The organism is Pontibacillus sp. ALD_SL1 (genome assembly GCF_017355605.1).
On the sequence record NZ_CP062974.1, the window covers coordinates 3,046,421 to 3,069,241 of the forward strand.

At 39.5% G+C, this 22,821-nt stretch carries 28 protein-coding genes; 13 read left to right on the forward strand and 15 right to left on the reverse strand.

The genetic code is table 11. The annotated features are described in order from the left end of the window. The first annotated feature begins 111 nt into the window (after positions 1-111). Entirely contained in the window at positions 112-714 is a 603-nt protein-coding gene (locus IMZ31_RS15465; protein WP_242705581.1) for a lytic transglycosylase domain-containing protein, read from the forward strand. 47 nt (positions 715-761) lie between these two features. Here the strand turns inward: IMZ31_RS15465 and IMZ31_RS15470 are convergent, their stop codons facing one another. The 5 genes from IMZ31_RS15470 to IMZ31_RS15490 all read right to left on the reverse strand — a co-directional run bounded on the left by IMZ31_RS15470 (position 762) and on the right by IMZ31_RS15490 (position 6,004). Beyond that, positions 762-2,222, reverse strand: a complete 1,461-nt coding sequence (locus IMZ31_RS15470) for a catalase (RefSeq protein WP_256438009.1) — start codon at positions 2,220-2,222, stop codon at positions 762-764. 286 nt (positions 2,223-2,508) lie between these two features. Continuing rightward, a complete protein-coding gene (copZ, locus tag IMZ31_RS15475; protein ID WP_207528183.1) occupies positions 2,509-2,715 on the reverse strand; it encodes a copper chaperone CopZ in 207 nt (68 codons plus the stop codon). Positions 2,716-2,746: 31 nt separating this feature from the next. Next, positions 2,747-5,134, reverse strand: a complete 2,388-nt coding sequence (locus tag IMZ31_RS15480) for a heavy metal translocating P-type ATPase (RefSeq protein ID WP_207528184.1) — start codon at positions 5,132-5,134, stop codon at positions 2,747-2,749. Between the two features lie 12 nt (positions 5,135-5,146). Further along, positions 5,147-5,467, reverse strand: a complete 321-nt coding sequence (locus IMZ31_RS15485; protein ID WP_207528185.1) for a metal-sensing transcriptional repressor — start codon at positions 5,465-5,467, stop codon at positions 5,147-5,149. Positions 5,468-5,617: 150 nt separating this feature from the next. Continuing rightward, the gene (locus tag IMZ31_RS15490; RefSeq protein ID WP_207528186.1) at positions 5,618-6,004 is read right to left on the reverse strand and encodes a DUF302 domain-containing protein; all 387 of its coding nucleotides are present in this window, start codon (positions 6,002-6,004) and stop codon (positions 5,618-5,620) included. Between the two features lie 252 nt (positions 6,005-6,256). On the opposite strand from IMZ31_RS15490, the gene IMZ31_RS15495 reads away from it, so the two are divergent. The 9 genes from IMZ31_RS15495 (at position 6,257) to crcB (IMZ31_RS15535) (ending at position 12,838) form a co-directional block, all read left to right on the forward strand. Further along, on the forward strand, positions 6,257-7,810 hold the full coding sequence (locus IMZ31_RS15495; RefSeq protein WP_207528187.1) for an MFS transporter: 1,554 nt from the start codon (positions 6,257-6,259) through the stop codon (positions 7,808-7,810). A 160-nt stretch (positions 7,811-7,970) separates the two neighbouring features. Further along, positions 7,971-8,348, forward strand: a complete 378-nt coding sequence (locus tag IMZ31_RS15500; RefSeq protein ID WP_207528188.1) for a permease — start codon at positions 7,971-7,973, stop codon at positions 8,346-8,348. A gap of 16 nt (positions 8,349-8,364) precedes the next feature. Then, positions 8,365-8,535, forward strand: coding sequence for a hypothetical protein (locus IMZ31_RS15505; RefSeq protein WP_207528189.1), 171 nt, complete (start codon positions 8,365-8,367; stop codon positions 8,533-8,535). A gap of 515 nt (positions 8,536-9,050) precedes the next feature. Next, positions 9,051-10,001, forward strand: coding sequence for a metal ABC transporter solute-binding protein, Zn/Mn family (locus IMZ31_RS15510; protein ID WP_242705582.1), 951 nt, complete (start codon positions 9,051-9,053; stop codon positions 9,999-10,001). 16 nt (positions 10,002-10,017) lie between these two features. Further along, positions 10,018-10,773 (forward strand): metal ABC transporter ATP-binding protein, encoded by a 756-nt coding sequence (locus tag IMZ31_RS15515; protein ID WP_207528191.1) that lies wholly within the window; start codon positions 10,018-10,020, stop codon positions 10,771-10,773. Positions 10,774-10,786: 13 nt separating this feature from the next. Next, positions 10,787-11,638, forward strand: a complete 852-nt coding sequence (locus IMZ31_RS15520) for a metal ABC transporter permease (protein WP_207528192.1) — start codon at positions 10,787-10,789, stop codon at positions 11,636-11,638. Beyond that, positions 11,635-12,042 (forward strand): Fur family transcriptional regulator, encoded by a 408-nt coding sequence (locus tag IMZ31_RS15525; RefSeq protein ID WP_207528193.1) that lies wholly within the window; start codon positions 11,635-11,637, stop codon positions 12,040-12,042. The genes IMZ31_RS15520 and IMZ31_RS15525 overlap by 4 nt, the downstream gene beginning before the upstream one ends. A 59-nt stretch (positions 12,043-12,101) precedes the next feature. Continuing rightward, on the forward strand, positions 12,102-12,485 hold the full coding sequence (crcB, locus tag IMZ31_RS15530) for a fluoride efflux transporter CrcB (RefSeq protein WP_207528194.1): 384 nt from the start codon (positions 12,102-12,104) through the stop codon (positions 12,483-12,485). Beyond that, positions 12,482-12,838, forward strand: a complete 357-nt coding sequence (gene crcB / locus IMZ31_RS15535; RefSeq protein WP_242705583.1) for a fluoride efflux transporter CrcB — start codon at positions 12,482-12,484, stop codon at positions 12,836-12,838. The genes crcB (IMZ31_RS15530) and crcB (IMZ31_RS15535) overlap by 4 nt, the downstream gene beginning before the upstream one ends. Positions 12,839-12,962: 124 nt before the next feature. Here crcB (IMZ31_RS15535) and IMZ31_RS15540 read toward each other — a convergent pair whose 3' ends face one another. The 5 genes from IMZ31_RS15540 to IMZ31_RS15560 all read right to left on the reverse strand — a co-directional run bounded on the left by IMZ31_RS15540 (position 12,963) and on the right by IMZ31_RS15560 (position 15,998). Next, on the reverse strand, positions 12,963-13,733 hold the full coding sequence (locus tag IMZ31_RS15540) for an STAS domain-containing protein (RefSeq protein ID WP_207528195.1): 771 nt from the start codon (positions 13,731-13,733) through the stop codon (positions 12,963-12,965). Next, the gene (locus IMZ31_RS15545) at positions 13,705-14,352 is read right to left on the reverse strand and encodes a cobalamin B12-binding domain-containing protein (protein WP_207528196.1); all 648 of its coding nucleotides are present in this window, start codon (positions 14,350-14,352) and stop codon (positions 13,705-13,707) included. Before IMZ31_RS15545 ends, IMZ31_RS15540 begins: the two co-directional genes overlap by 29 nt. A gap of 11 nt (positions 14,353-14,363) precedes the next feature. Beyond that, positions 14,364-14,723: a hypothetical protein gene (locus tag IMZ31_RS15550; protein ID WP_207528197.1), complete on the reverse strand. Its 360-nt coding sequence runs from the start codon at positions 14,721-14,723 to the stop codon at positions 14,364-14,366. Then, positions 14,720-15,025: an antibiotic biosynthesis monooxygenase family protein gene (locus IMZ31_RS15555; protein WP_036782451.1), complete on the reverse strand. Its 306-nt coding sequence runs from the start codon at positions 15,023-15,025 to the stop codon at positions 14,720-14,722. The genes IMZ31_RS15550 and IMZ31_RS15555 overlap by 4 nt, the downstream gene beginning before the upstream one ends. Before the next feature lie 169 nt (positions 15,026-15,194). After that, entirely contained in the window at positions 15,195-15,998 is an 804-nt protein-coding gene (locus IMZ31_RS15560; RefSeq protein WP_207528198.1) for a VLRF1 family aeRF1-type release factor, read from the reverse strand. Positions 15,999-16,177: 179 nt separating this feature from the next. Here IMZ31_RS15560 and IMZ31_RS15565 point away from each other — a divergent pair, with 179 nt between their 5' ends. Beyond that, entirely contained in the window at positions 16,178-16,363 is a 186-nt protein-coding gene (locus IMZ31_RS15565; RefSeq protein ID WP_207528199.1) for a YqaE/Pmp3 family membrane protein, read from the forward strand. Between the two features lie 48 nt (positions 16,364-16,411). Here the strand turns inward: IMZ31_RS15565 and IMZ31_RS15570 are convergent, their stop codons facing one another. From IMZ31_RS15570 to IMZ31_RS15580, 3 genes are all read right to left on the reverse strand, one after another. Beyond that, positions 16,412-17,302 carry a glycine betaine ABC transporter substrate-binding protein gene (locus tag IMZ31_RS15570; RefSeq protein ID WP_207528200.1) on the reverse strand — a complete coding sequence of 297 codons (891 nt, stop codon included), beginning with the start codon at positions 17,300-17,302 and terminating at the stop codon, positions 16,412-16,414. Between the two features lie 208 nt (positions 17,303-17,510). Continuing rightward, on the reverse strand, positions 17,511-18,221 hold the full coding sequence (locus IMZ31_RS15575; protein ID WP_207528201.1) for a GntR family transcriptional regulator: 711 nt from the start codon (positions 18,219-18,221) through the stop codon (positions 17,511-17,513). A gap of 105 nt (positions 18,222-18,326) precedes the next feature. Continuing rightward, positions 18,327-18,566 carry a hypothetical protein gene (locus tag IMZ31_RS15580; RefSeq protein WP_207528202.1) on the reverse strand — a complete coding sequence of 80 codons (240 nt, stop codon included), beginning with the start codon at positions 18,564-18,566 and terminating at the stop codon, positions 18,327-18,329. A gap of 146 nt (positions 18,567-18,712) precedes the next feature. Here IMZ31_RS15580 and IMZ31_RS15585 point away from each other — a divergent pair, with 146 nt between their 5' ends. After that, a complete protein-coding gene (locus tag IMZ31_RS15585; RefSeq protein ID WP_207528203.1) occupies positions 18,713-19,258 on the forward strand; it encodes a PadR family transcriptional regulator in 546 nt (181 codons plus the stop codon). 55 nt (positions 19,259-19,313) lie between these two features. Here IMZ31_RS15585 and IMZ31_RS15590 read toward each other — a convergent pair whose 3' ends face one another. Beyond that, positions 19,314-20,594, reverse strand: coding sequence for a PucR family transcriptional regulator (locus IMZ31_RS15590; protein WP_207528204.1), 1,281 nt, complete (start codon positions 20,592-20,594; stop codon positions 19,314-19,316). 221 nt (positions 20,595-20,815) lie between these two features. Between IMZ31_RS15590 and IMZ31_RS15595 the strand changes: the two genes are divergently transcribed. After that, the gene (locus tag IMZ31_RS15595; RefSeq protein ID WP_207528205.1) at positions 20,816-21,232 is read left to right on the forward strand and encodes a VOC family protein; all 417 of its coding nucleotides are present in this window, start codon (positions 20,816-20,818) and stop codon (positions 21,230-21,232) included. A gap of 39 nt (positions 21,233-21,271) precedes the next feature. On the opposite strand, the gene pruA is transcribed toward IMZ31_RS15595, so the two are convergent. Then, the gene (gene pruA, locus IMZ31_RS15600) at positions 21,272-22,819 is read right to left on the reverse strand and encodes an L-glutamate gamma-semialdehyde dehydrogenase (RefSeq protein ID WP_207528206.1); all 1,548 of its coding nucleotides are present in this window, start codon (positions 22,817-22,819) and stop codon (positions 21,272-21,274) included. Between the last annotated feature and the right edge of the window lie 2 nt (positions 22,820-22,821).

The following is a 22,821-nucleotide window of genomic DNA, read 5'->3' on the forward strand; positions in this document are numbered from 1 at the left end:
TACAATCTTTTGAGATAGCCCTATTTTTTCGTCCTTCACTAAATTATTTTCCACATAATTCTAGAAATCCTTTATAATAAAGATACTAGTTTACATACAAGAGGTGGTTTTTTGAACATAAAAATGTGGCAACAACTTGCTCAGTTGCAAGCCATCCGATCATTAGGTAGTGGGTCTTCCTCTACTTCCTTTTCTGCTTCAACGCTTTTCACTCAATTACTCGAAAGTGAGCTAACTAAGTCATCCACTATAACGCCTATTACGCAAAAAGGGAGCGGGCCCCCTCCATTGGCTTCCGCTCCTTATAGCTCTCTCCCTATCAATAAAGGGAGCTCTGAAAACTATCAATCCTATATCGAAGAGGCGTCCAGACAATATAATATAGATCCAAATCTGCTTCACGCAGTAATAAAACAAGAGTCTAACTATAACCCAAGTGCAGAGAGTCAAGCTGGCGCTAAGGGGTTAATGCAACTCATGCCTTCGACGGCTGAAGGGCTTGGGGTTCAGAATATTTTTGATCCGAAAGAGAATATTGATGGTGGTGCCAAGTACCTTCGCCAAATGCTAGACCGATATAACGATGACACTGAGTTAGCTCTTGCAGCTTATAACGCCGGCCCCGGGAACGTGGATCAGTACGGAGGCATTCCTCCTTTTCAAGAAACAAAAGCCTATGTACCAAAAGTAATGGAGCATTTTCTAAACGCATAACAAAAGTGCCCGGGATTCCCACGGGCACTTTTGTTTATAGTCAATACTTATTTTACTTCTTCTGGTACTTTTAACCCTAACGCTTGTGCTACACGCTCGCCATAATCAGGGTCTGCTTTATAGAAGTGTTCGATTTGGCGTAATTGAATTTCTTCTTTACGCACTTCCTTCATTGAACCGACAATATTGGATACCAGACGTTGCTTCTCATCCTCACTCATGAGACGGTACAGATTACCAGGTTGAGTGTAATGATCATCATGATCATAAGGGGTACTATCTGCTAATCCTGAAACAGGATAAGTAGCCTGCTTCACACTTGGATCCTCTACTGGTCCATCATAACTATTTGGTTCATAGTTTTTAGATCCTCCCCCATTATCATCAAATCGCATGGCACCATCTCGTTGATAATTGTTCACTTCTACTTTAGGTCGATTTACAGGCAGGGTTTCATAGTTTGCTCCTAAGCGGTAGCGATGAGCGTCTGCGTATGCAAAGATACGTCCTTGAAGCATCTTATCTGGTGATACGTCAATTCCAGGTACAAAGTTACCAGGACTGAATGCAGCTTGCTCAATATCTGTGAAATAATTCTTCGGGTTTCGGTTCAGAACCATTTTACCTACTTCAATTAAAGGATAGTCGTCATGTGGCCACACTTTAGTTACATCAAACGGATCAATGTCATACGTTTCAGCATCTTCTAGTGGCATTATTTGTACATACATTGTCCAAGAAGGATGATCCCCTTCTTCAATAGAAGTGAATAGATCTTCTGTTTTATAATCAGGATTTTCACCCGCAATTTTCACAGCCGTTTCCTCATCTAAGGTCTTATATCCTTGATCTGTACGGATGTGATACTTCACCCAAACAGACTCTCCTTCTGCATTGGTCCATTTAAATGTATGACTACCATACCCGTGCATATGGCGGAAAGTAGCCGGGACACCTCGATCAGAATATAAAATGGTAACCTGATGCAGAGATTCTGGAGAAAGAGACCAGAAATCCCATGCCATATCCGGGTCCTTTAAGTTCGTTTGCGGGTCACGCTTTTGAGTATGGATAAAATCAGGGAACTTAATTGCATCACGAATGAAGAACACGGGTGTGTTATTCCCAACAAGATCGTAGTTTCCTTCCTCCGTATAAAATTTAAGAGAAAAACCACGCGGGTCTCGGGCTGTATCTGCAGAACCTTTCTCTCCACCTACTGTAGAAAAGCGAGCAAGCATCTCCGTTCTCTTACCGACTTCAGATAAAAAGTCTGCTTTTGTGTATTTGGAAAGGTCATTGGTCACTTCGAAATACCCAAATGCACCCGCTCCATTAGCGTGAACCACACGTTCAGGAATGCGCTCACGATTAAAGTGCGCAAGCTTCTCGAGCAAATGAACATCTTGAATTATAGTAGGGCCACGGTAACCTGCTGTCATGGAATTCTGATTATCACCTACAGGAATTCCACCTTCAGTCGTCAATCTTTTTCTCTTATCACTCACTATGTAACATCTCCTTTTTATGGGCTAACCCGATTCTGCTTATCCTATTCCCAACTATAAACATTTAAAAACGTTTTTCACCCTATTATTTATACTCGTTATTAAAAAAATACTCTTATAAAAAACGACATGTAAAAGAAGAACTCAGGAATTGGTAGTAAAACTTTTTGATGTACTTGTTTGCTTTTCAGACGTGGAGATGTATGTTCAACATATGATACAGAAAAAGGCGAAATCATTTAAGATTTCGCCTTTTCCCTTTAACAATGTAAGGTCTGTAAACTAATTATGAAACAACATCGTAACCTTGTTCCTCAATAGCTGATTCAATTTGTTCTTTTGATACGTAAACATCGTCATACGTAACATCTACTTTATTCGTATTTAAATGTACTTCTACTCCTTGAATACCGTTAAGTTCTTCAACGGCTCCTTTAACTGCTTTTTCGCAATGACCACAAGTCATGCCATGAACGGCTAATGTAATTTGCATTATTCATTCATCCTTTCCCTAGAATTTAATTTTATATCTTAACTCTCTTCAATCGAAGGGAGTTAGAAACAACACTTACTGAACTAAATGCCATCGCTGCCCCTGCAATCCATGGGGCTAATAAGCCAAGCGCTGCTACTGGAATTCCTGCAGTGTTATAAGCAAGTGCCCAGAACAGATTTTGACGAATATTCTTCATTGTTTGATGGCTGATTCTAATCGCCTTTGGTATAAGGGTCAGTTCTCCACCGAGAATGGTCACATCAGCAGCTTCAATGGCTACGTCTGTACCCGTACCAATAGCGATTCCGATATCTGCTACAGCTAGAGCTGGCGCATCATTGATGCCGTCTCCAACCATGGCTACGGATTTACCGCTTTCTTGCAGCTTTCGAACTTCTTCTGCCTTTTGCTCTGGAACCACTTCAGCAATGACGCGATCGATTCCAACTTGTGAGGCAATCGCTTGTGCTGTACGTTGATTGTCTCCAGTCAGCATCACAAGCTCAATCCCTTGTTCTTTTAATTCAGCTAAAGCATTAGCGGCTGACTCTTTTACGGTATCTGCTACAGCTATAATCCCACTAGACTTTCCATCTATACTTAGGAGCATAGCCGTTTTCCCGTCATTTTCGAGATCAACCATCGCGTCCTTGTAAGAAGTATATTCCACATTTTCTTCCTCAAATAACTTCCTAGTTCCAATTAATACTCTTTTACCTTCTACATAAGCTTTAATACCATGCCCCGGGATTGCTTCAAAAGAATCTGCCTTTGGTATATGAACACCTTTGTCTTTGACATATTGGACGATTGCTTGAGCTAATGGGTGTTCTGAACTGTTTTCAGCAGCTGCAACCAATCTTAAAGCATCTTTATTTCCATCAAAGTCAGTTACTACTGGCTTTCCGTTTGTAATCGTCCCAGTCTTATCAAATACAATCGTTTGAACATGGTGGGTGGATTCTAAGTGTTCGCCACCCTTAAATAAAATTCCTTGTTCTGCCGCTTTCCCTGTCCCTACCATAATTGAGGTTGGTGTAGCTAATCCAAGAGCACAAGGACAAGCAATAACGAGAACGGCTATAGACGCTTCAAGTGCTATCGGCAGGTTACCTGGATTAACAATCGCAATCCAAATGATAAATGTTACAAGAGCAATGCCTACAACGATTGGTACAAAGTAACTCGAAATGACATCAGCCATACGTTGAATAGGTGCCTTGGATCCTTGTGCCTCTTCAACTACTTTTATGATGCCAGCAAGCGCTGTATCTTTGCCTACTTTCGTAGCTTCAACTGTAATGGTTCCATTCTTATTAATGGTGGAGCCTATAACCGCTTCTCCCTCACTCTTTTCAACAGGGATCGACTCGCCTGTAATCATAGATTCATCAATCGATGTATACCCCTCTATAACACTGCCATCTACAGGTATTTTCTCACCTGGACGTACAAGAATATGATCACCCACGACTACCTGCTCAATAGGAAGTTTCATCTCTTCTCCATTTCTTATTACAGTTGCTTCTTTTGCCTGTAAATTAAGTAAAGATGAAATAGCTTGTGTCGTTCTCCCTTTTGCAATGGCTTCAAAATACTTCCCTAAAAGAATAAGCGTAATTAAAACTGCGCTTGTTTCAAAATACAAGTGAGGGGTATCCGTAGCCCCTACTGTTGCTTGAATGGCTTCAGCCAGACTATAAAAATAAGCGGCACTTGTACCAAGAGCAACTAACACATCCATGTTTGCCGTTTTATTTTTAAGATTCTTATAAGCTCCTTCGTAAAACTGCCAGCCTATAATAAATTGAACAGGTGTTGCTAAGGCAAACTGTACCCAAGGATTCATGATTAATGAAGGGACTGGCAGACCAAATAAGTGCTCAAACATTGTATATAATAAAGGTAAAGATAAGAGTGCTGAAATAACGAGCTTCACTTTCTTTTTCTTCAGTTCCTGCTCTTTTTGTGATGATTTTTCCTCAGCATTCACACGTGGTTCTGCATCATAACCAAGCTTTTGTATTTTTGCTATGACCGCATCAATATCTTGCAGACCTGATTGATATTCTACAACACCTGTTTCATTAGCCAGATTCACTGTTGCTGTTTGAATACCATCCATCTTATTAAGTACTTTTTCAATTCTGGATGAGCATGCAGCACAGGTCATTCCATAGATGTCTAATTCGACTTTCTCAGTTTGCACACCATAACCTAGTTTTTCGATCTTAGCCGCAATATCTGAGGTACTCGCTTGGTTTGGGTTGTATTCAATTTGGGCTTTCTCCATCGCAAGATTCACCCTTGCTTCGACGCCATCCATTTTATTTAAGACTTTTTCTATTCGAGTCGAGCATGCAGCACAAGTCATCCCCGTGATCCCGACATTCATTTGTTTCTCTTCATTACCCATAGAAGACCCTCCTTAAGACTTGGAGAACTGTTCCATTACTTTAATAAGTTCTTGAATGGCTTCGTCACCATCCCCTTTATGAATTGCGTCCGCTACACAATGATTTGTGTGCCGTTCCATTAAAGAAAAGCCCACTTTTTTCAAGGCTGCATTAATGGCTGATATTTGCACGAGAACATCGACACAATACCGATCTTCTTCTATCATCTTTTGAATTCCGCGAACTTGCCCTTCAATTCGCTTTAAGCGATTTAATACCTTTTGTTTTTCTTCATCTGTACGAGGCATGACGGGCTTTCTCCCACTATCTTCTGGTAACATGGAGTGGTCCATTCGCTCACTTCCTTATTTTGTTTAATTTATAATTTACTATACCCCCGTTATGTATTTTCGTCAACTTCCTTGCATGTAAAAAAGGGTTAGCAAATTAAACTTTGCTAACCCTTCATTTATATAAAATTTGATATACATACACAGGGTATATTATTGAGCTACCTTATCCATGCATGCTGCCATACGCTCTTCTATATCTTTCGCTTGATCATTAAGTTCTGCGTCCTCTAAAAATCCAATTAAGGCTGTTGGTTTTGGCATACCGATCTTCGTTTGACCTTCTTGTTCATATACAACAACTTTACAAGGAAGGAAATAACTTGCGAGTGGATTCTTCTCTAAAATGGCCTTCGCTTCTCCAGGATTACAAACCTCTAAAATTCGATAGGTGGTATCAAAGTCAAACCCCTTACTTTGCAAAGTATCTTTCACATTGAAATCCCAAAGTACTCCAAATTTCTCTTCTTTCAACTCAGCCTGAAGCGCCTCTACCGCCTCATCTAAAGTTTTAGATGTTTCAACTGTGTAATGGAACATGGTATTGCCTCCTTCATTAAATATGATCTACCATTGATATACCCTTATTGGTATAACCTAAACAACAGATTTTATGCTTGTGTTTATTCATCCGTTAGACAGGAAGCTCCTAATTGAAACTTAGCCATGTTAATCTAGACAGGTCAAAAGAAACCTTCCTTAACCTCACATTGATTTCACCCTAAATTATTGCTACTATTTGCATAGTTAAGTAAAACGCTTTCGTATTACATAGTTACTAGGAGGAACTACATGAACCGTCAATTAAAAGGGGCCCTTTTCGTATTTGCAATCGGCGTCTTTATGGCTGCATTAGATAATGGCATTATCACCGCTTCACTCACGACCCTCATATACGCTTTCGATGTAAGTGCAACCTGGGGTTCGTGGACGATAACATTATATACACTAGGTTTAGCCATATCAGTTCCTATTATAGGAAAGTTATCAGATCAATTTGGCAGAAAGCGCCTGTTTATGATTGAAGTTACACTTTTCGCTGTAGGTTCTTTATGTGTTGCTTTAAGCCCTACATTCCCTCTTTTTCTCGCTTCTAGATTCTTGCAATCATTAGGGGGTGGGGGGATCTTCATCATTGCAAGCTCTTATGTATTGAACACATTCCCAAAAGACAAGCAAGGTCGAGCACTAGGGTTGATCGGTGGGATGAACGGCATCGCCGCCATACTTGGGCCAAACCTGGGTGCGCTAATTTTACAAGCAACCGGGAGCTGGCACTGGTTATTTCTTATTAATATTCCAATCTCGATTCTCCTCTTGTTATTTGGAGGAAGTTTTATTAAAGAAGAAGAACAAGAGCCTGTTACAGAAAAAATGGACTGGGCAGGCATTCTATTCCTGACTACAGCAGTTCTCTCCCTTATGTACAGCTTAACTCTTTTAGAAGGAGAAGCTTTGCTAACTAGCCTTTTAAAGCCGACATTTTTTACGATCTTTTTATTGTCTGTTGTCTTATTCGTTGTTCTTTTCCAAGTTGAAAAACGTGTCGGACCTAATCGTGATCCAATTCTTCCATTGAATTTGATTAAAACACCTACCTTTCGCTGGACATTACTACTAGCTTCATTCTCCGGTATGATTCTCGCTTCTGTGATCTTTATTCCCGGATACATTGAGCAATATTTAGATATCCCTCGTGAACAAGCAGGTTTTTGGTTTACTCCTCTTGCTCTTGCATCAGGATTAGGTGCTGGGGGAGGCGGAACGCTTGTGGATAAGAAAGGACCGATCTATACACTAATCACCGCGAGTTTGTTAGCCATAATAGGATTCTTACTATTTCCTCTATGGGTCGACACGCTTTGGCAAATGACTATCGCTAGTTCATTTGTAGGGGCAGGTTTTGGGATGATGCTCGGTGCTCCAATTAATGTCCTGGCTACAGAAAACACATCAGAACAAAAAGGAGTAGCACTTGGTACAACTTCCTTGTTCCGCCAACTAGGTATGACCATTGCCCCTACGATCTATGCAGGATTTCTAGCGAGATCTCTTACGAATGTAGAAGAAAAGGTCTCAAACAATCTCTCAGAAGAAGCCATACCAGCTCATGCAGGAGGAACTCTCTTTTTACCTGAAGGAGAAAATTTAGATGAGAAGGATTTTGAATCAATTAAGAGCACGTTTGAATTGATTCAGGATGAAAAGTTACGTGAATCCATGCTTACTAGTCTGCATCAAGTCGTTGGCAGTGGCTATAATGGACTGTTTATCTCATCCTTACTCATTAGTGCTTTTGCGCTTTTTGGAACTCTTCATTTACGCAGGTTACGTAAAAATCAATAAGATTGTTTTAGGAAGAGGAGGACTTAAACTCCTCTTCTTTTTGTATATAAAAAGTTAGGCTGACACAGTTCAAAAAATACAAAAAGTAAAGCGAACTTGACGTTGAGGTGATTTTACAATACCATAAACATACATTATTTAACAAAGAGGAGAGATAAACTTGGATTATTATCCGAAAGCTTTCATTATAATGGGCTCACTCTTCGGGGTGATGGGAGCCTTTTTCATCGTTGTAGGGGTATTAGCTAATAGTGCACTACTCCCCCAAACTTATACGGTTCTCTCCATGGCGGTACTTTCTTTTAGCATGAGCTTTCTACACCCACAATTTAAACAGAAAGATGAACGTATGAAGTTAATTAGACAAAAAGCTATTGGTTATTCCTTTATTGCTATGATGGCATACATCAGCCTACTACTCTTAGGTCTCGAATTAAATGTAATTTCCTTAAACGTGGTTGATGCACTGATCATATTAATTTCATTAAGTTTATCTACACTGTTTCTGACAATGGTGATATTAGCTAAAAGGTATTAACTAAGGGGGAATTAAAATGGAATGGTTTTTCCCTGTGCTTTTTGTGGTTGGTTTAATTGTTTCCTATTTACTTATTAAAAAGGAAACGGTTAATTATTCATTAACTAGAAAAGGATTTTATCAATTTATAGCACTTATGATTGTTTTATTTATTGTTTCATTTGGCGTAGTCTATGTGAGCAATTAACGCTACTTTTAATTAGACCTATAATAATACTGAGGGCTAATTTCTAATTTCTTCTTGATAAGCTAGCCCGCTTAGAATAGTAAAACCGGAACACTAAAGCTAAGAGTGATACCACTCTTAGCTTATTTAAATTTCTGTAGATAAGTTAATCTTTCATTGATTACTTTACTTTATAATATTTAACTACTAGATTCGTTAAGGATGAAAGCATAGAGGGCCGTTCCTCACCTTATCGACAGGGATGAATGGGGGACTGCGAGACTCCCGCGGGGTAAGGAGCCTAGGCAAGACCCCACAGAGAGCGATAGCGAACGAGGAGGCTTGCCAGCTCCCCGCAGGAAAGCGAGTTGTCCCCCATACAGCCCTATCCCAAATATAACAACGGCCCTCTCTTCATTAGCTTATCTCAGGTTTGCGCATTAAATCGGAATCATTCTTATTTACAAATCGGAATCGTTACGATACAATAACAAAGGTTTTGTGTAAACGAACCGTTCAAAGGAGAGAATATGAGAATGAAGAAACTGATTACAAGTCTTGCTATGGCTAGTGTGTTACTCATAGCTTCCGCTTGTTCATCCAATAATAATAATGACTCATCTATAGAAGATCTGACAATCTATACATCCATTTATCCAATAGAATACTTCACAGAAGAAATTGGTGGAGAAACGGTTGATGTCGAGTCCATTTATCCACCAGGAGCAGATGCTCATACATTTGAGCCCACTGCTAAAACGATGGCGCAATTAGCTGAGAGCGATGCGTTTTTTTATCTGGGAGCTGGGTTAGAAGGCTTCGCAGAAAGTGCAGCTGAGTCTTTAAATGACGAGAGTGTTTCACTTGTAGAACTAGGCACACATGAGTCCTTATTTGCTCATGTAGAGAATAAAGAGGAAGATCACGAAGAAGATCATCATGAAGGTCATAGCCACGGTGACAAAGACCCACACGTATGGCTTGATCCCGTTCGCGCAAAAGAAATGGCTAGCTACATTAAAGAAGAATTAATAGAATTAAACCCAGAAGAAAAAGAATTATATAAAGAAAACTTCAACAAGCTGAGCCAAGACCTTACCGCTCTACACGAAGATTTCCAAAGTGTTGTAGAAAAGGCTGATCATAACAAATTCCTAGTTGCTCACGGAGCATATGGATATTGGGAAGAACGTTATGGCCTTGAACAAATCTCGGTAAACGGCATTTCCCCTAGTAGCGAACCTTCTCAGAAGGATATCGAACGCTTAATCCAAACTGGTAAGAAAGAAAATATAGACTACATGGTTTTTGAAAAAAATGTTTCAAACGAGATTGCAACCATCGTACAAGAAGAAATTGGCGCAGAAGCTTTATCCATTCATAACCTTTCAGTCCGTATGAGAGAGGATATAGATGCGGAGAACGATTACTTTGATTTAATGCGTCAAAACCTAGATGTGCTTAAAACGGTATTAAATCATAACTAAAGGAGGTTTAACCACGTTGACTACACCCGTACTAAGTATCGAAAATGTAAGCTATTCATACGAACAAAAAGATGTATTAGAGCACATCGATTTTACCATTCAACCTGGAAGCTTTGTAGGGCTTGTCGGACCAAATGGATCAGGGAAAACCACCTTAATTAAACTCATACTTGGCCTGTTACACCAGAAAAGAGGAGATATCCGCTTATTTGGAAAGCCCATAGATAAATTCAAAGAGTGGGACCGAATTGGTTTCGTCTCTCAAAAGGCAAACAGCTTTAATAGTGGATTTCCAGCCACAGTGTATGAGGTTGTCTCAATGGGGCTTACCTCTAAAGTCGGCTATTTTCGATTCTTTAAGAAGAAACATGAGGAGAAGATTAAAGAAGCCGTTGACTTGGTCGGAATGTCTGATTACCTTCACCAAAACATTGGAGACCTATCAGGCGGACAACAACAACGGATCTTTATTGCCAGAGCTCTTGTCAGCGAACCAGAATTTCTGATTCTTGATGAACCGACTGTTGGTGTGGACACAGAAAACGTACATCGCTTTTATAAGATGCTTCGAGACTTAAATAAAAATAAAGGTATTACGCTATTACTGGTTACTCATGACATAGGAACCATGACAGCCTATGCTAGCGATATCGCCTGTTTAAATAAACAGATTCATTTTCACGGTGATCCTGAATCCTTTAACGATTTAAATGATCAAGATCTATCGAATATTTACGGTCACCCTGTTAATGCTGTGACCCACGACCATTAGTGGAGGAATCATTATGTTATCAAGCTTTATACAATATGAATTTTTAAGAAATGCTCTTTACACTGGTTTACTTATCGGCTTTATCGGCCCCCTGCTTGGAACATTCGTCGTTGTAAGACGTCTATCTCTAATTGCAGATGCCCTTTCCCACGTTACATTATCTGGTATTGCCTTTGGCCTTATGCTTGATAAGAAATTTGGTGTAGGAATCAGTCCTTTTTACGCTGGTATGAGTTTCTCTGTAATAGGATCAGTATTTATCGAACAACTCCGCCGCGTTTATAAAGCTTATCAGGAATTAGCCATCCCTATTATTTTATCCGGCGGCGTTGGCCTTAGTGTAATTTTCATTTCTATGGCTGATGGATTTAATACGGACCTATTCAATTATTTATTTGGTTCGGTAACAGCTGTTAGTCGACAGGATTTATGGACGATTCTAATCGTTGCGGTTCTTGTCACATCACTCATTGCCCTATTCTACAAAGAATTGTTTATGCTCTCATTTGATGAAGAACACGCTGTTGTATCTGGAATTCATGCTAGACGCATACACTTCTTGTTTATTGTTTTAACTGCCCTTGTCATTGCTGCTTCTATCCGCATCGTTGGCGTGTTGCTTGTATCAGCGCTTATGACACTACCTGTTGCGGCTAGCATTCGAATTGCTCGTGGTTTCAAGCAAGCCATTCTTTTGTCCATTGTCTTTGGTGAAGTTTCGGTAATTAGTGGTCTTATATTTGGCTATTATTTCGAGATCCCGCCTGGAGGTACCATTGTTTTAACATCCATCTTAATCTTGTTAGTTACAATTCTTGTTAAGCAAGTCATCCAACGCTCACGTACTAAGAGGGTGAAAACGTGAATTTACATCGAGCACTTGAAGAATTAAAAGAAAAAGGTCATAAGTATACAGACAAGCGCGAAGATCTGTTACGCTTTTTCTATGAGCAAAACGGCTACCGAACTGCACGTGATGTAAAAATTATGATGGAAGATAAGTACCCTGGTATTAGCTTCGATACGATTTACCGAAACTTACATTTGTTTGTGGATCTTGACTTGTTAGAAGTAACGGAATTAGAAGGTGAGAAACACTTTCGTATGAAGTGTGAGTCAAAACACCATCATCACTTTATCTGTCTTGATTGCGGAAAAACCAAGGAGATCCACACCTGCCCCATGCAGCAGGTATCAGGGGAACTACAAGATTATGCTGTAGAAAATCATAAATTTGAAATCTACGGGAAATGTCCTGCGTGTAAATAACGTACTGAAGGGGCCACTTCTGCCCCTTCTCTTCCAATAAGGGAGTGACCAACGAAACAATGTCTGTGTACCTTGCTATATTTATAGGAGGAGCTCTTGGAGCCTCAGGTCGTTTCATGATTTCCTTATGGATTGAAGAAGCTTCTGTATTTCCATATGAAACGCTCCTCGTTAATCTCATCGGTTGCTTTATACTCACCTATCTAAGCGCTCACCCAACGTTTATGAAAGGTATTCCTTCTGCTATAAAAGTCGGGATAAGTACAGGAATAATAGGAGCTTTCACCACCTTCTCAACATTTTCAACGGAAACAGTTCAGCTGTGGATCGATACCTCACAAACACTTGCTGTCCTGTATGTTGTAGCAAGTCTAGCAGGAGGGTTAGTCTTGAGCTGGCTCGGTTTTTTCACGGCTAATAACTGGAAGGGGCATGCGAAATGATGTTTGCCTACGTAGCTGTTGGCGGAGGGCTTGGAGCTTTAGCCCGATTTCTTGTGAGCGAAATGGGTAACACAAAAGGATCTATCCCCTACGGAACTTGGATTGCAAATATCGTCGGTTCATTACTATTAGGCGGATTAGTGGTACTCAGAACGAAGCATGTTCTTCCAGAATTCTTATGGCAAATAGCAGGTGTGGGATTTTGCGGAGCTTTTACTACCTTTTCTACTTTTGGTAAAGAAACAATTATCCTTCTTCAAAAGAACCAATTGAAAGAAGCGCTAACCTATGTAGCTTCTAGCCTTCTTATCAGTATTAGCCTTGTTTGGATCATATTTGCTCTATTCATATAATGCTAAAAAGCGCCCTTTCCTAATAAGCTCTGTTAGGAAAGGGCGCTTTTCTATTAAACAACTCGCTCTCTATTGGACTTATTATATAAATAGCCTTTTTTCTTAGATAGAAAAAAGGCTTTCTTCATGCACCAAATCGATGAAGCGCTTCTTGTAATGAAGTAACGAAGGATAAATTAAAACGGATTTTTAAGTGATGCAAACGTTGAGCTTGTTTAGGTTTTACTCCCACAATCACGATTTCTTTCCCCATGTAAAGCAGACTAGTGAAGATGTCTTTTAAGACGTAGACACCTTCTTGGTGCATTTCACCTACCGCTGTAAAATCAAATAACAAACAGTCCGACTCATGTGTATGAGCATTTAGGAGAATTTGATCTTTAATCGTTAAAAGTTTTTCTTCTGATATGTCACCAAACAAAGGGATTAAGGACGTTTCATCAGTGAGTTGGATAAACGGAGCGGATAGTTTATTATTCTGCTGAATGGCATCCTCTAGTTTTTCCTTTTCTTGCAACAATTCAAAATTCGTTTCATTTAATCGAGTTTGTAATCGGTCTAACATTTTTGTTACGTGCTGATTCTGTCCTTCTTTAGGGAAAATCATAATTTCTGCTTGTAAATCATTATTCCATTTAACATAAAGGTCAACCAGTACAACTTGTTTAGAAGCTGTAATCATATTAATCTCTACTTTAGACTTAGGCTGAGAAGGAACTACCCACTCTTTTACTTTGGTATGACTGCCTTCCTCTATAATTCCCCATAAAGAAGGAGTCAGATGAAACATCTCACTCACTTCTTGTGTATATTCAAGAATCGTGTATTTTTTGTTTATGGTTAGACAGGGAGCTGGAAATTGATTGTTAACTTGTCGCATTAATGTCTTCTTCATTCCCCTCTATCCATGCTTCTAACTGGTGTAAGTCCTTCACTATAATAACCCGATCTGAAGCAAATGAACGTAAATCGTACTCCTTCGCCATTCTCCCCCCTATTAACACCGTTGGGGACCAATCGAGTTGAATCAGATGTTCAATAACATCTTTCAAGATAGGAAGGCGGTATGACAAAGCAGCAGATACTCCAATGACATCGGGTTTATATCGATTCACCTGAGTAAGCGCGTGATCTAATGGCAAGTTAGGGCCGAGGTATCGTACATCCCATCCATACACTCTGAACGTAGAAGCTACCATCTTTAAGCCTAAATAATGTTGTTCCTCTTCAATACCAAATAATAGCGCTTTACTAGTGCCTTTTTCAACCTTCCGTTTTTCCATACTGTCCAATTGAGACAAAACAAAATCACATACTGCTGTAGCTAAGTGCTCATCAGCAACTGAAATTTCGTTTCGCTCCCATAGTTCTCCTATATGGTACATAGTTGGAGTAAGGAATTGCTCATACAAATGAAGACGATTAGGAGTTGGCCTCATCTGAGACAAATAATGAATGGCATCATCTTCATTTCCTTCAAGAAATAACTTTGCAAGCTTAGAAAAATCGTCCATCTCCTCACCCCTTACTCATTTGTTGCTTTTAAAAATTCAATACCACTCGTTAAATAGTTCTGATACGCATTGCTTTCTTCTTGATCCTCAAGCTTATCCAAATGTCGATATAAACGTTCATAATTATCAATAATAAGCTCTGTTCCTACATTACGGCTCGTTAAAACCGTTTGTAGCCACTTCGTATAATCCATAAAGAACTGTTCCTCTCCCATGTTATAAGTTGTAGAAAGGTGGTCTAAATGGTGATAATTATCTTCTGTTGTTCGCTTATGTCCATTTTCACCGAAACGTTCCCATAAGAACGGATATGCTTCATATATTTCATTAACGACTTGCTCAACGATTCTCTCTCTCTCTGAAGCCTTCATTCTGCCACCACTTTGAATTTCTTAACTTTAGGAGGAATATTTGCGAGTGCTTTGTCAGGATAATTTTTCTCGAGCTCGTGAATTTTTTGAAATTCTTCACTTGTTGCCCACTTCATATAATGAGCCTTCGATTCCCATTCCATATGAACAGTTAATTCACCAGGCTTTTTGTCGTTTTGGAGAAGTTGAAAAGAGCGAAAACCTTCCCATTGATCGACGCTTCTTGAACGGTTTTGATAGATTTCAATTAATTCATCTGCTTTTTCCTCAGGAACAACTACAGTAGAGTCAACGATATACATCTTATTCTCCTTAAAGCTCAAATTTATAATTATTATTTTATCATATTTTCGAGATTTATTTAAGAAACGTGCTGGTTCCTATTATTAGAAACACCACTGCTTCTGGTTATTATTATGTATAGAAAAAAGAAAAACTCTGCAACTCAATGTTGCAGAGTTTCCCCTCATTTTATAAAACCACTTCGTTAAGAACTTGTGTTTCTTCATGTTCTAATAGGTTCTTTGGAACATGCTCATCAATTGGTTTATTCATATGAGCTTGAATCTCGTCTGTTTCATCTTGGTTTCCGACTAGATAAATACGTTGCCATTGGCCATCTTTAGCTAATTTGTCTAGCGTTGGGGCAAGACTCTTATACCAACGTTGTTGGTTCGCACGATATCGGTCCTCAAACTTCTCTTTACCTGGGTTCTTACCACCTGATCCCATAGAGGCTTGAGCCTGGTGTGGACCAGTGTGTAAGCGCCAGTCTTCGGTATTAAGATCTAGTTCATAGTACTTAACGTCATCTACAGCTCCTAGTTCTGCTTCAATAACTTTTACATCATTTTGCTGAACTAGCACTACGCCTGTTTTAGGAAATTCATTGTTTAGTTCTTTCAGCTGATCCAATACAGGTGCTTCTTCCCAGAAAAACTCTGTTTTTACTGGCATTTGAATAGGTTGAGCGTGCCAAAGTTGGCCATCCGTTGATGCGAATACAATTAAGCTTTTAGAAAGATTTCGCTCATAATCTGTTACGTAAGTTTCTAACTGTTCTTTTAGACTGCGGAAGTTTTTCAATTCATCTTTATCTCCGCTCTCCTGAAGATAGTGTTCAAAGTTATTCATTCCATTTTTGAAATGGATTTTCCATTCGCCACCTTGTTGATCTTGGTCGGCTAAGTCTGTATTTAAGTACATCGTTAGTACTCGGTGAGGTTTTTCTGTGTAGAAATTCTCTAGTTTCTTTAAATCTTTTTGTAATGTCATAATTAAACTTCACTCCTTATCGGACTACTTGAGTTGCTGCGTACTATTTATGTAACCGTAAAGAAGAAGGTTAAAACCTATAAAATGACAAGTTCTATTCGCAAACTGGTTAGATTAACTTTGTGGATAGCGGGTAATATACATATAAATTGCAAGACAATCCATCAGGAGGGTGAATCATGTTATACCTACTAGCTATTCTATTACCGCCAGTTGCGGTACTATTAGTTGGCAAACCTTTTCAAGCATTGATTAACTTACTACTAACCATACTTGGTGTTATACCAGGTGCAATACATGCGGTCCTCGTCGTAAAAGATCATAAGGATGACAAGCGTGCCAAAAAATATGGCACTGTTGTATAAGCATAAAAAAGGACTTTCCCTCTTGGAAAGTCCTTTTTTTATATTTACCTATTTCCCTAACCATTCGTTGATAAGATCTTCATTTTCATCTACCCACTTCTGAGCACCATCAGCAGGAGCTTCAGCTTCTTTCACCATGTTCATTAAGCTACCTAATTGTTCGTCATTCATCTTCCACGTATTAATATACTCTGTTACTTCAGGGTAGTCTTCTGTGAAACCTTGACGAGACATCCAGCTGATGTTCTCTTCATCCCCATAAACGTTTTTCGGGTCTTCTAAGAATTTAACATCATATTCTGCAAATACCCAGTGAGGCTTCCAAAGTGTTACAAGAATCGGTTCTTCTTTACGAATAGACTCTCCAAGCTGAGTCGTCATTGCAGGACCAGAAGAAGCTGCAGTAGAATAATCTAAATCGTACTCTTTAATAACATCTTCAGTTAAGCCCATAAGACTTGAACCTGCATCAATTCCGTAAATTTTACCATCTTCAAACATTTCTTTGTTCTCATTCAACTCTTCAATACTATTTACATCTACATAACTAGGTACAGCAAGACCTAAAATTGTACCTTCAAACCACGTCTGATCTTTATGAAAATCTACATCGTTTTTAAAGTCTTCATAGAACGGCTTATCTGTATGTGGCAACCAAACCTCTAGAGCAACATCCAAGTCATCTGATTTTAAAGCTTGGTATAAAGGACCTTTTTCCGTCATATTTAAGTTAACTGTATAGCCTTCATCTTCTAAAATGACTTTCCACATGTTTGATACAGCCACGTTCTCTGCCCAGTTATTTAAACCAAGCTCAATTGTTTTACTCGATTCGTCAGATCCCTCTTCAGAACCAGAACTAGAACTATCTCCACACCCGGCCAGAACAAGTAACATTCCGATAAAAAGTGCCGGTAGGATTCTTTTTAATGCTTTCATGCGTCTATTCCCCCAAGTTTATTTTAATAGTTTACTAGATATGCATGCGAATAGTATGTAAAAAAAGCATACATGTTCGTATAACCACAAAACTTATACTAACATGTAACGTAAATGTCATGCAAGTTTTATCCATTCTCTTCCTTTCACACAAACATTCGAAAATTTTATGTCATAAAAAAACACTTTAGCCTTGATGACTAAAGTGTTATCCTCTCGTTTCTACAGTAAAATCAAAATAAGAAGGCAAATACTTGGTTCTACAATACTCAAGAGGAGACTGATCAATTCCAAGTGTAATTCTTGTCAGGTCAACTAAGGGGTCCCCTGCTACTACACCTAAGAAGTCAGCCTCATATGTATTCGCAAGAGAAGCAGATACGTAATCTTTAGAATAACTCGCAATCACCCCTATTTCTTCTAGATGGGAGTGGAAGTCAAATACCAATAAGTCCTCATCTGTGAGTGCCTCAACAATGTGTTCTGGAATGAATAATTGTTGAATGGCAATTGGAATGCCATCAGCTAAACGAAGACGCTCGTACATATATACCGCCTGTTCTTCTGTTAAACCTAACATCTTCTTCGCGAACTCCATTTTCTTACCGTGTACAGTTCTTATTAAATGAACACTAAACTCGGAGCCTTTCTCTGTTTGAATAACTCCTGGGTTCTTAACGTGATCGGAAGGTTTCTTCTTAACAGTTGTCGACTTTCCTCGTTTTGTTTCAAGTATTCCTTCCTGAGCTAACTGACTAATCGCTTGACGAATAGTAGAGCGACTTACTTGATGTTGTTGCATGAGCTGATTCTCTGATGGAATCTTTTCTCCAGGTTTCCAACGTTGGTTCTTAATATTCTCAATAATACTGTGCTTCACTTGAAGATAGTAAGGAACTCGATTCTGTCTCCCGGCCATCCTGCTACCTCCCTTACTAATATAATCGGAAGATCTATTATACCTAAAAAAGGACTTAACCTGAATAGATTAAGTCCTTTTTATCATTCGTTTCTATTATCTTTTTTATACTTTTTCAACAATGTATGCTTTTTTATTACGGAAGTACTTCTCCCCATCATCAGAGGAATGCTCAAAGAAGCCTGCGAATTCACCAGTCACCTTATATTCCCGCTCCGGTTCTGTGAATAGTTGATTCTCATTTGTTGACAGAAGTACAGCATCTGTCGTTGACACAAAGCTATCTAACTCCTGTGCGGAATAGTTTTCTCCTTGTACTAGTTCACTTAATCGTTTTTCAGCCATTCTTATTCCTCCTTTTGTTTATTACTGGTACTCCCATTCCCTCTTAATTGGCAATGATAAACATCTATAGCACATGCTTCCGTTTTCCCTTTTAGCAATGTAGCGTATAATAAAGCTAGCAAGTTGAGCAAAGGGAGATGTAGACTGTGGCTATACGATATGCCCTTCTCGGATTGTTGACTAAAGGTCCGCATTCAGGCTATGACTTACATAGCACATTTAAGACACAGCACATTTATTTTTGGAATTCTACACACTCTCAGGTGTACCAAGAATTAAATAAGATGCGTGATGAGGAGCTCGTCACATATGAAACGATTGTCCAAGAAGGAAGCCCGAACAAGAAACTATATACGATTACCCATAAAGGGGAGAAGCGCTTAATTGAATGGATGATGGAAGAAGCCATCAAACCAGCCAAGATTAAAGATGAATTTCTTCTTCGTGTTTCCGCTTTTCAAGCGATCTCAGTTGAAGAAGCCATCACCCTATTACAAAGAATACTAGAGAGAGAAAAAGCCATATTAGCTGGAACGTCTCAATGGCAGCTAGAACATTACGGCGAAGACGCTCATCCTAGTTACCTTGAAATTGGGAGCTATTTAACGTCAGAATTTGGGAAGAGGTACGCAAGAATGTATGTGGAATGGTGCGAATGGACCTTAGAATTGCTAGAGTCATACCGCACCTAATTAGTCAGATCCTCGAGGTCCATTAAAGAAGCGGATGCTTATTTGCATCCGCTTTTTATTCTTTCAAATGAACCGAAATGGCTTCCCGGTATCGTTTATAGTAACCAGGCACATTATTCAAAAGAAGCAGTTCTGTGTATAAATAGCTTTTCATGTTGAAGTCTTGTAAGTTGATATTGGTTAAATCTAATATCTGCTTTAATCGATAGTTCAACGTATTTGGGTGGATAAATAATTCTGCTGCTGTCTGCTTCCCTTTCCCATTATTAGCCAAGTACACCTCAAGAGTTTCCAATAAGTTTGTCTGTCCCTCGGTATCTTTTTTCATTAATATAAGAAGGTCTTCACTGAAATAATCCTCAGAACTATTCTTCTCATACAGAGTGGCCAAGTACCGGTAAACCCCTAACTTAGCAAATTCTCTTGGCATGGTTTCTGGCCTTGGTTCAATAAAGTTAGCCGTTTCAATAACCTCAAGGGCTTCTAAGAAACTTTTCCTAACATCCATTAACTTCGTATATTCTTTTCCAAGTCCGATCATGAAGTAATAGAAAGGGTCCCCATCGAGAGACTGTTTCACTTCTTCAATAAACGCCCTCCCTGTATCCGTGGCACTAAACGGGTCATTCGCTCTCCCATGAACAAACATTACAATTTGAAACTCCGTTCTTAAGAACTGGATATCTTGTCTCAAAGGAGAGTGGATCACTAAATCCTTTAACGTTCCTAACAGTTCATTGTGTTGCGGATCAGTTATGGAGAAGATTAATACCGCACACCTCTCAGGCAACTTTAGCTTCACTTGTTTTGAATCATGCCTGAATTGCGTTTCGCTACCATATTCATGATGTATAAGCTTCCACAATAATTCATCCTTACGCCCTTCTTTTACGTTTACTCGTGAATAAGCATCGTAAATGAGTTTTCCGATATGTGATGTAATTTCCTCTAAAAACACCAGGTCTTCTTCTTTTAATAAAGACGTGGACTCTTGCACCCAAATGTACCCCATCGTGTGACCTAAATGTTTTGCAGCAATTACAATCCGCTGGTAAAAGCCAAGCTCCTCAATAGGTTCTATGCGAATAGGCTCTGGTTTACTTTCTACTTTTTGGACGATTCCCTCTTTCTTCAACCGATCAATAATAAAAACAGGACATTTCTTAGACAAAATCGTCTTTTGTTGAGTTTGGTCAAATTCTTCAAATGAAGAACTATATGCGATTAATTCAAAGTTTTTACTTTCAACAATGACTGGTTTATCAAGCTTCGAACTAATAAACTCAGTCGCTTTATGTATATCCTCAGTCTGAAAAATGAGCTCCTTTTGATCCATAGTTCATCCCTTACCTTTCAAAGCAGCGTCGAACAAGAAAACCTAATGTTCATTATAGCGATTTTTCACACAAAAGGGAAAGGCAATGTTGCATAGTATTACTAGTCTTTTTAATATTCAGTTTATATTTTCTGAAATCATGGTGTATGAAAATACTTTAAGAACAGTATATAGGGACATTATGATACAATGGTTCCACTAATGAGACGAGGAGAATTGATATGGAGAAACATTTGGATCATATCGGCGTAGCCGTTCGCAACATAGAAGAAAGTATTCATTTTTATGAAAACGTGTTAGGTGCAACAATGATTGACCGTTATCGCAGTGAAGCAATCGGAGTTGAAAGTGAGATCGCCATTATGGATGTAAACGGATTTCGTACCGAGCTTTTAATGCCAACGAATAATACGACTTCACCTATTGCCCGGTTCATTAAACAAAAAGGAAAAGGCGTTCATCATGTGGCTTATCAAGTAGATGACCTGGACGAAGCCATGAAAGAACTAGAAGCCAAAGGCATTCGCATTTTAGAAGGAAGCTTACGCACCAACAAGCATGGGAGACGATTAATTTACGTTAACCCAGCGGATACAGAAGGAACGATTGTGGAGTACTGCGACTATCCAAACCAATAAAGAAAAAGCTTCTCACTTAAGTGAGAAGCTTTTTCTTTATTAATACATTTCAGAAATTGTTTTAGCTTGCATGTGGAGAGCGATATAATCTGGTCCGCCTGCTTTAGAGTCCGTACCAGACATCTTGAATCCACCGAACGGCTGATAGCCAACAATGGCACCAGTACAGTTACGATTAAAGTAAAGGTTACCCACATGGAAGTCGCGAGCTGCGATTTCTAAGTGCTGGCGGTTATCAGAGATTACCGCTCCTGTTAAGCCGTATTCCGTATTGTTCGCAATCTCGATCGCTTCGTCGAAGTCTTTCGCTTTTGTGAAGCAAACAACTGGTCCGAAGATCTCCTCTTGTTGCATACGAGAATTAGGCGCAAGGTCTGCGAAAATGGTTGGTTCAATAAAGTAACCTTTGGAATCATCGCCTTTACCACCTGTCATTAAACGCCCTTCTTCTTTCCCTACTTCCATATAGGACATAATCTTGTCATATGCAGATTGGTCTACAACTGGCCCCATGTATACGTTTGACTCTGCTGCGTTACCTACTGAGAGTTCTTTTGTACGAGCTACAACACGCTCTAACACTTCATCGTAGACATCTTGGTGTACGACGGCACGGGAACCAGAAGAACATTTCTGTCCTGAGAATCCAAACGCTGAAACAATGATTGCCTCTACAGCCGTATCAATGTTTGCTTCACTGTCAACGACAACTGTATCCTTACCACCCATTTCAGCAATGACTTGCTTCAGATGGTTTTGACCATTTTGGCGTACGGAGGCTTTCTCCATAATACGAAGGCCAACGTCACGAGAACCTGTGAAGGAAATTAGAGCTGTCTTCGGATGCTCAATAAGATAATCTCCAACTTCTCCACCGCTTCCTGGTACAAAGTTAAGAACACCTTTAGGAAGACCTGCTTCTTCTAAAATTTCAACAAATTTCGCTGCGATTACCGGGCTGTTACTAGCCGGCTTCATCACTACAGTGTTACCTGCTACAAGTGGAGCCACAGTTGTACCAGCCATAATCGCAAGTGCCAAGTTCCAAGGCGGGATTACTACCGTTACACCAATTGGCTGATAGACATAGCGATTGCGTTCGCCTGGACGGCTTTCAACGTGCTTCCCTTTATCGATTTCAAGCATTTGTCGTGCATAATATTCAAGAAAGTCAATGGCTTCTGCTGTATCCGCATCTGCTTCTTTCCATGGCTTACCTACTTCATAAACAAGATAAGCGGAAAGTTCATGTTTGCGTCGGCGCATAATAGCGGAGGCACGAAGTAAAAGTCCTGCACGCGCTTCAGCTGACCATTTTCTCCAAGATTCAAAGGAGTTAGAAGCAGCTTGCATCGCTTTTTCAGCAAGCTCCTGAGTAGCCTTTGATACACGTCCAACTACTTGTTCTGTATTTGCAGGGTTTGTGGAAACGATGTGATTATCCGTTAAGATGCGTTCTCCGTCCACAAGTAAATGGTGATCCTGGCCAAGCTGGCCTTTTACCTGCTGCAAAGCATCCTCAAAAGCCTTCTTATTTTCTTTAACTGTGAAATCTGTGAATGGTTCGTGTTTGTACGGTTGTACCATCA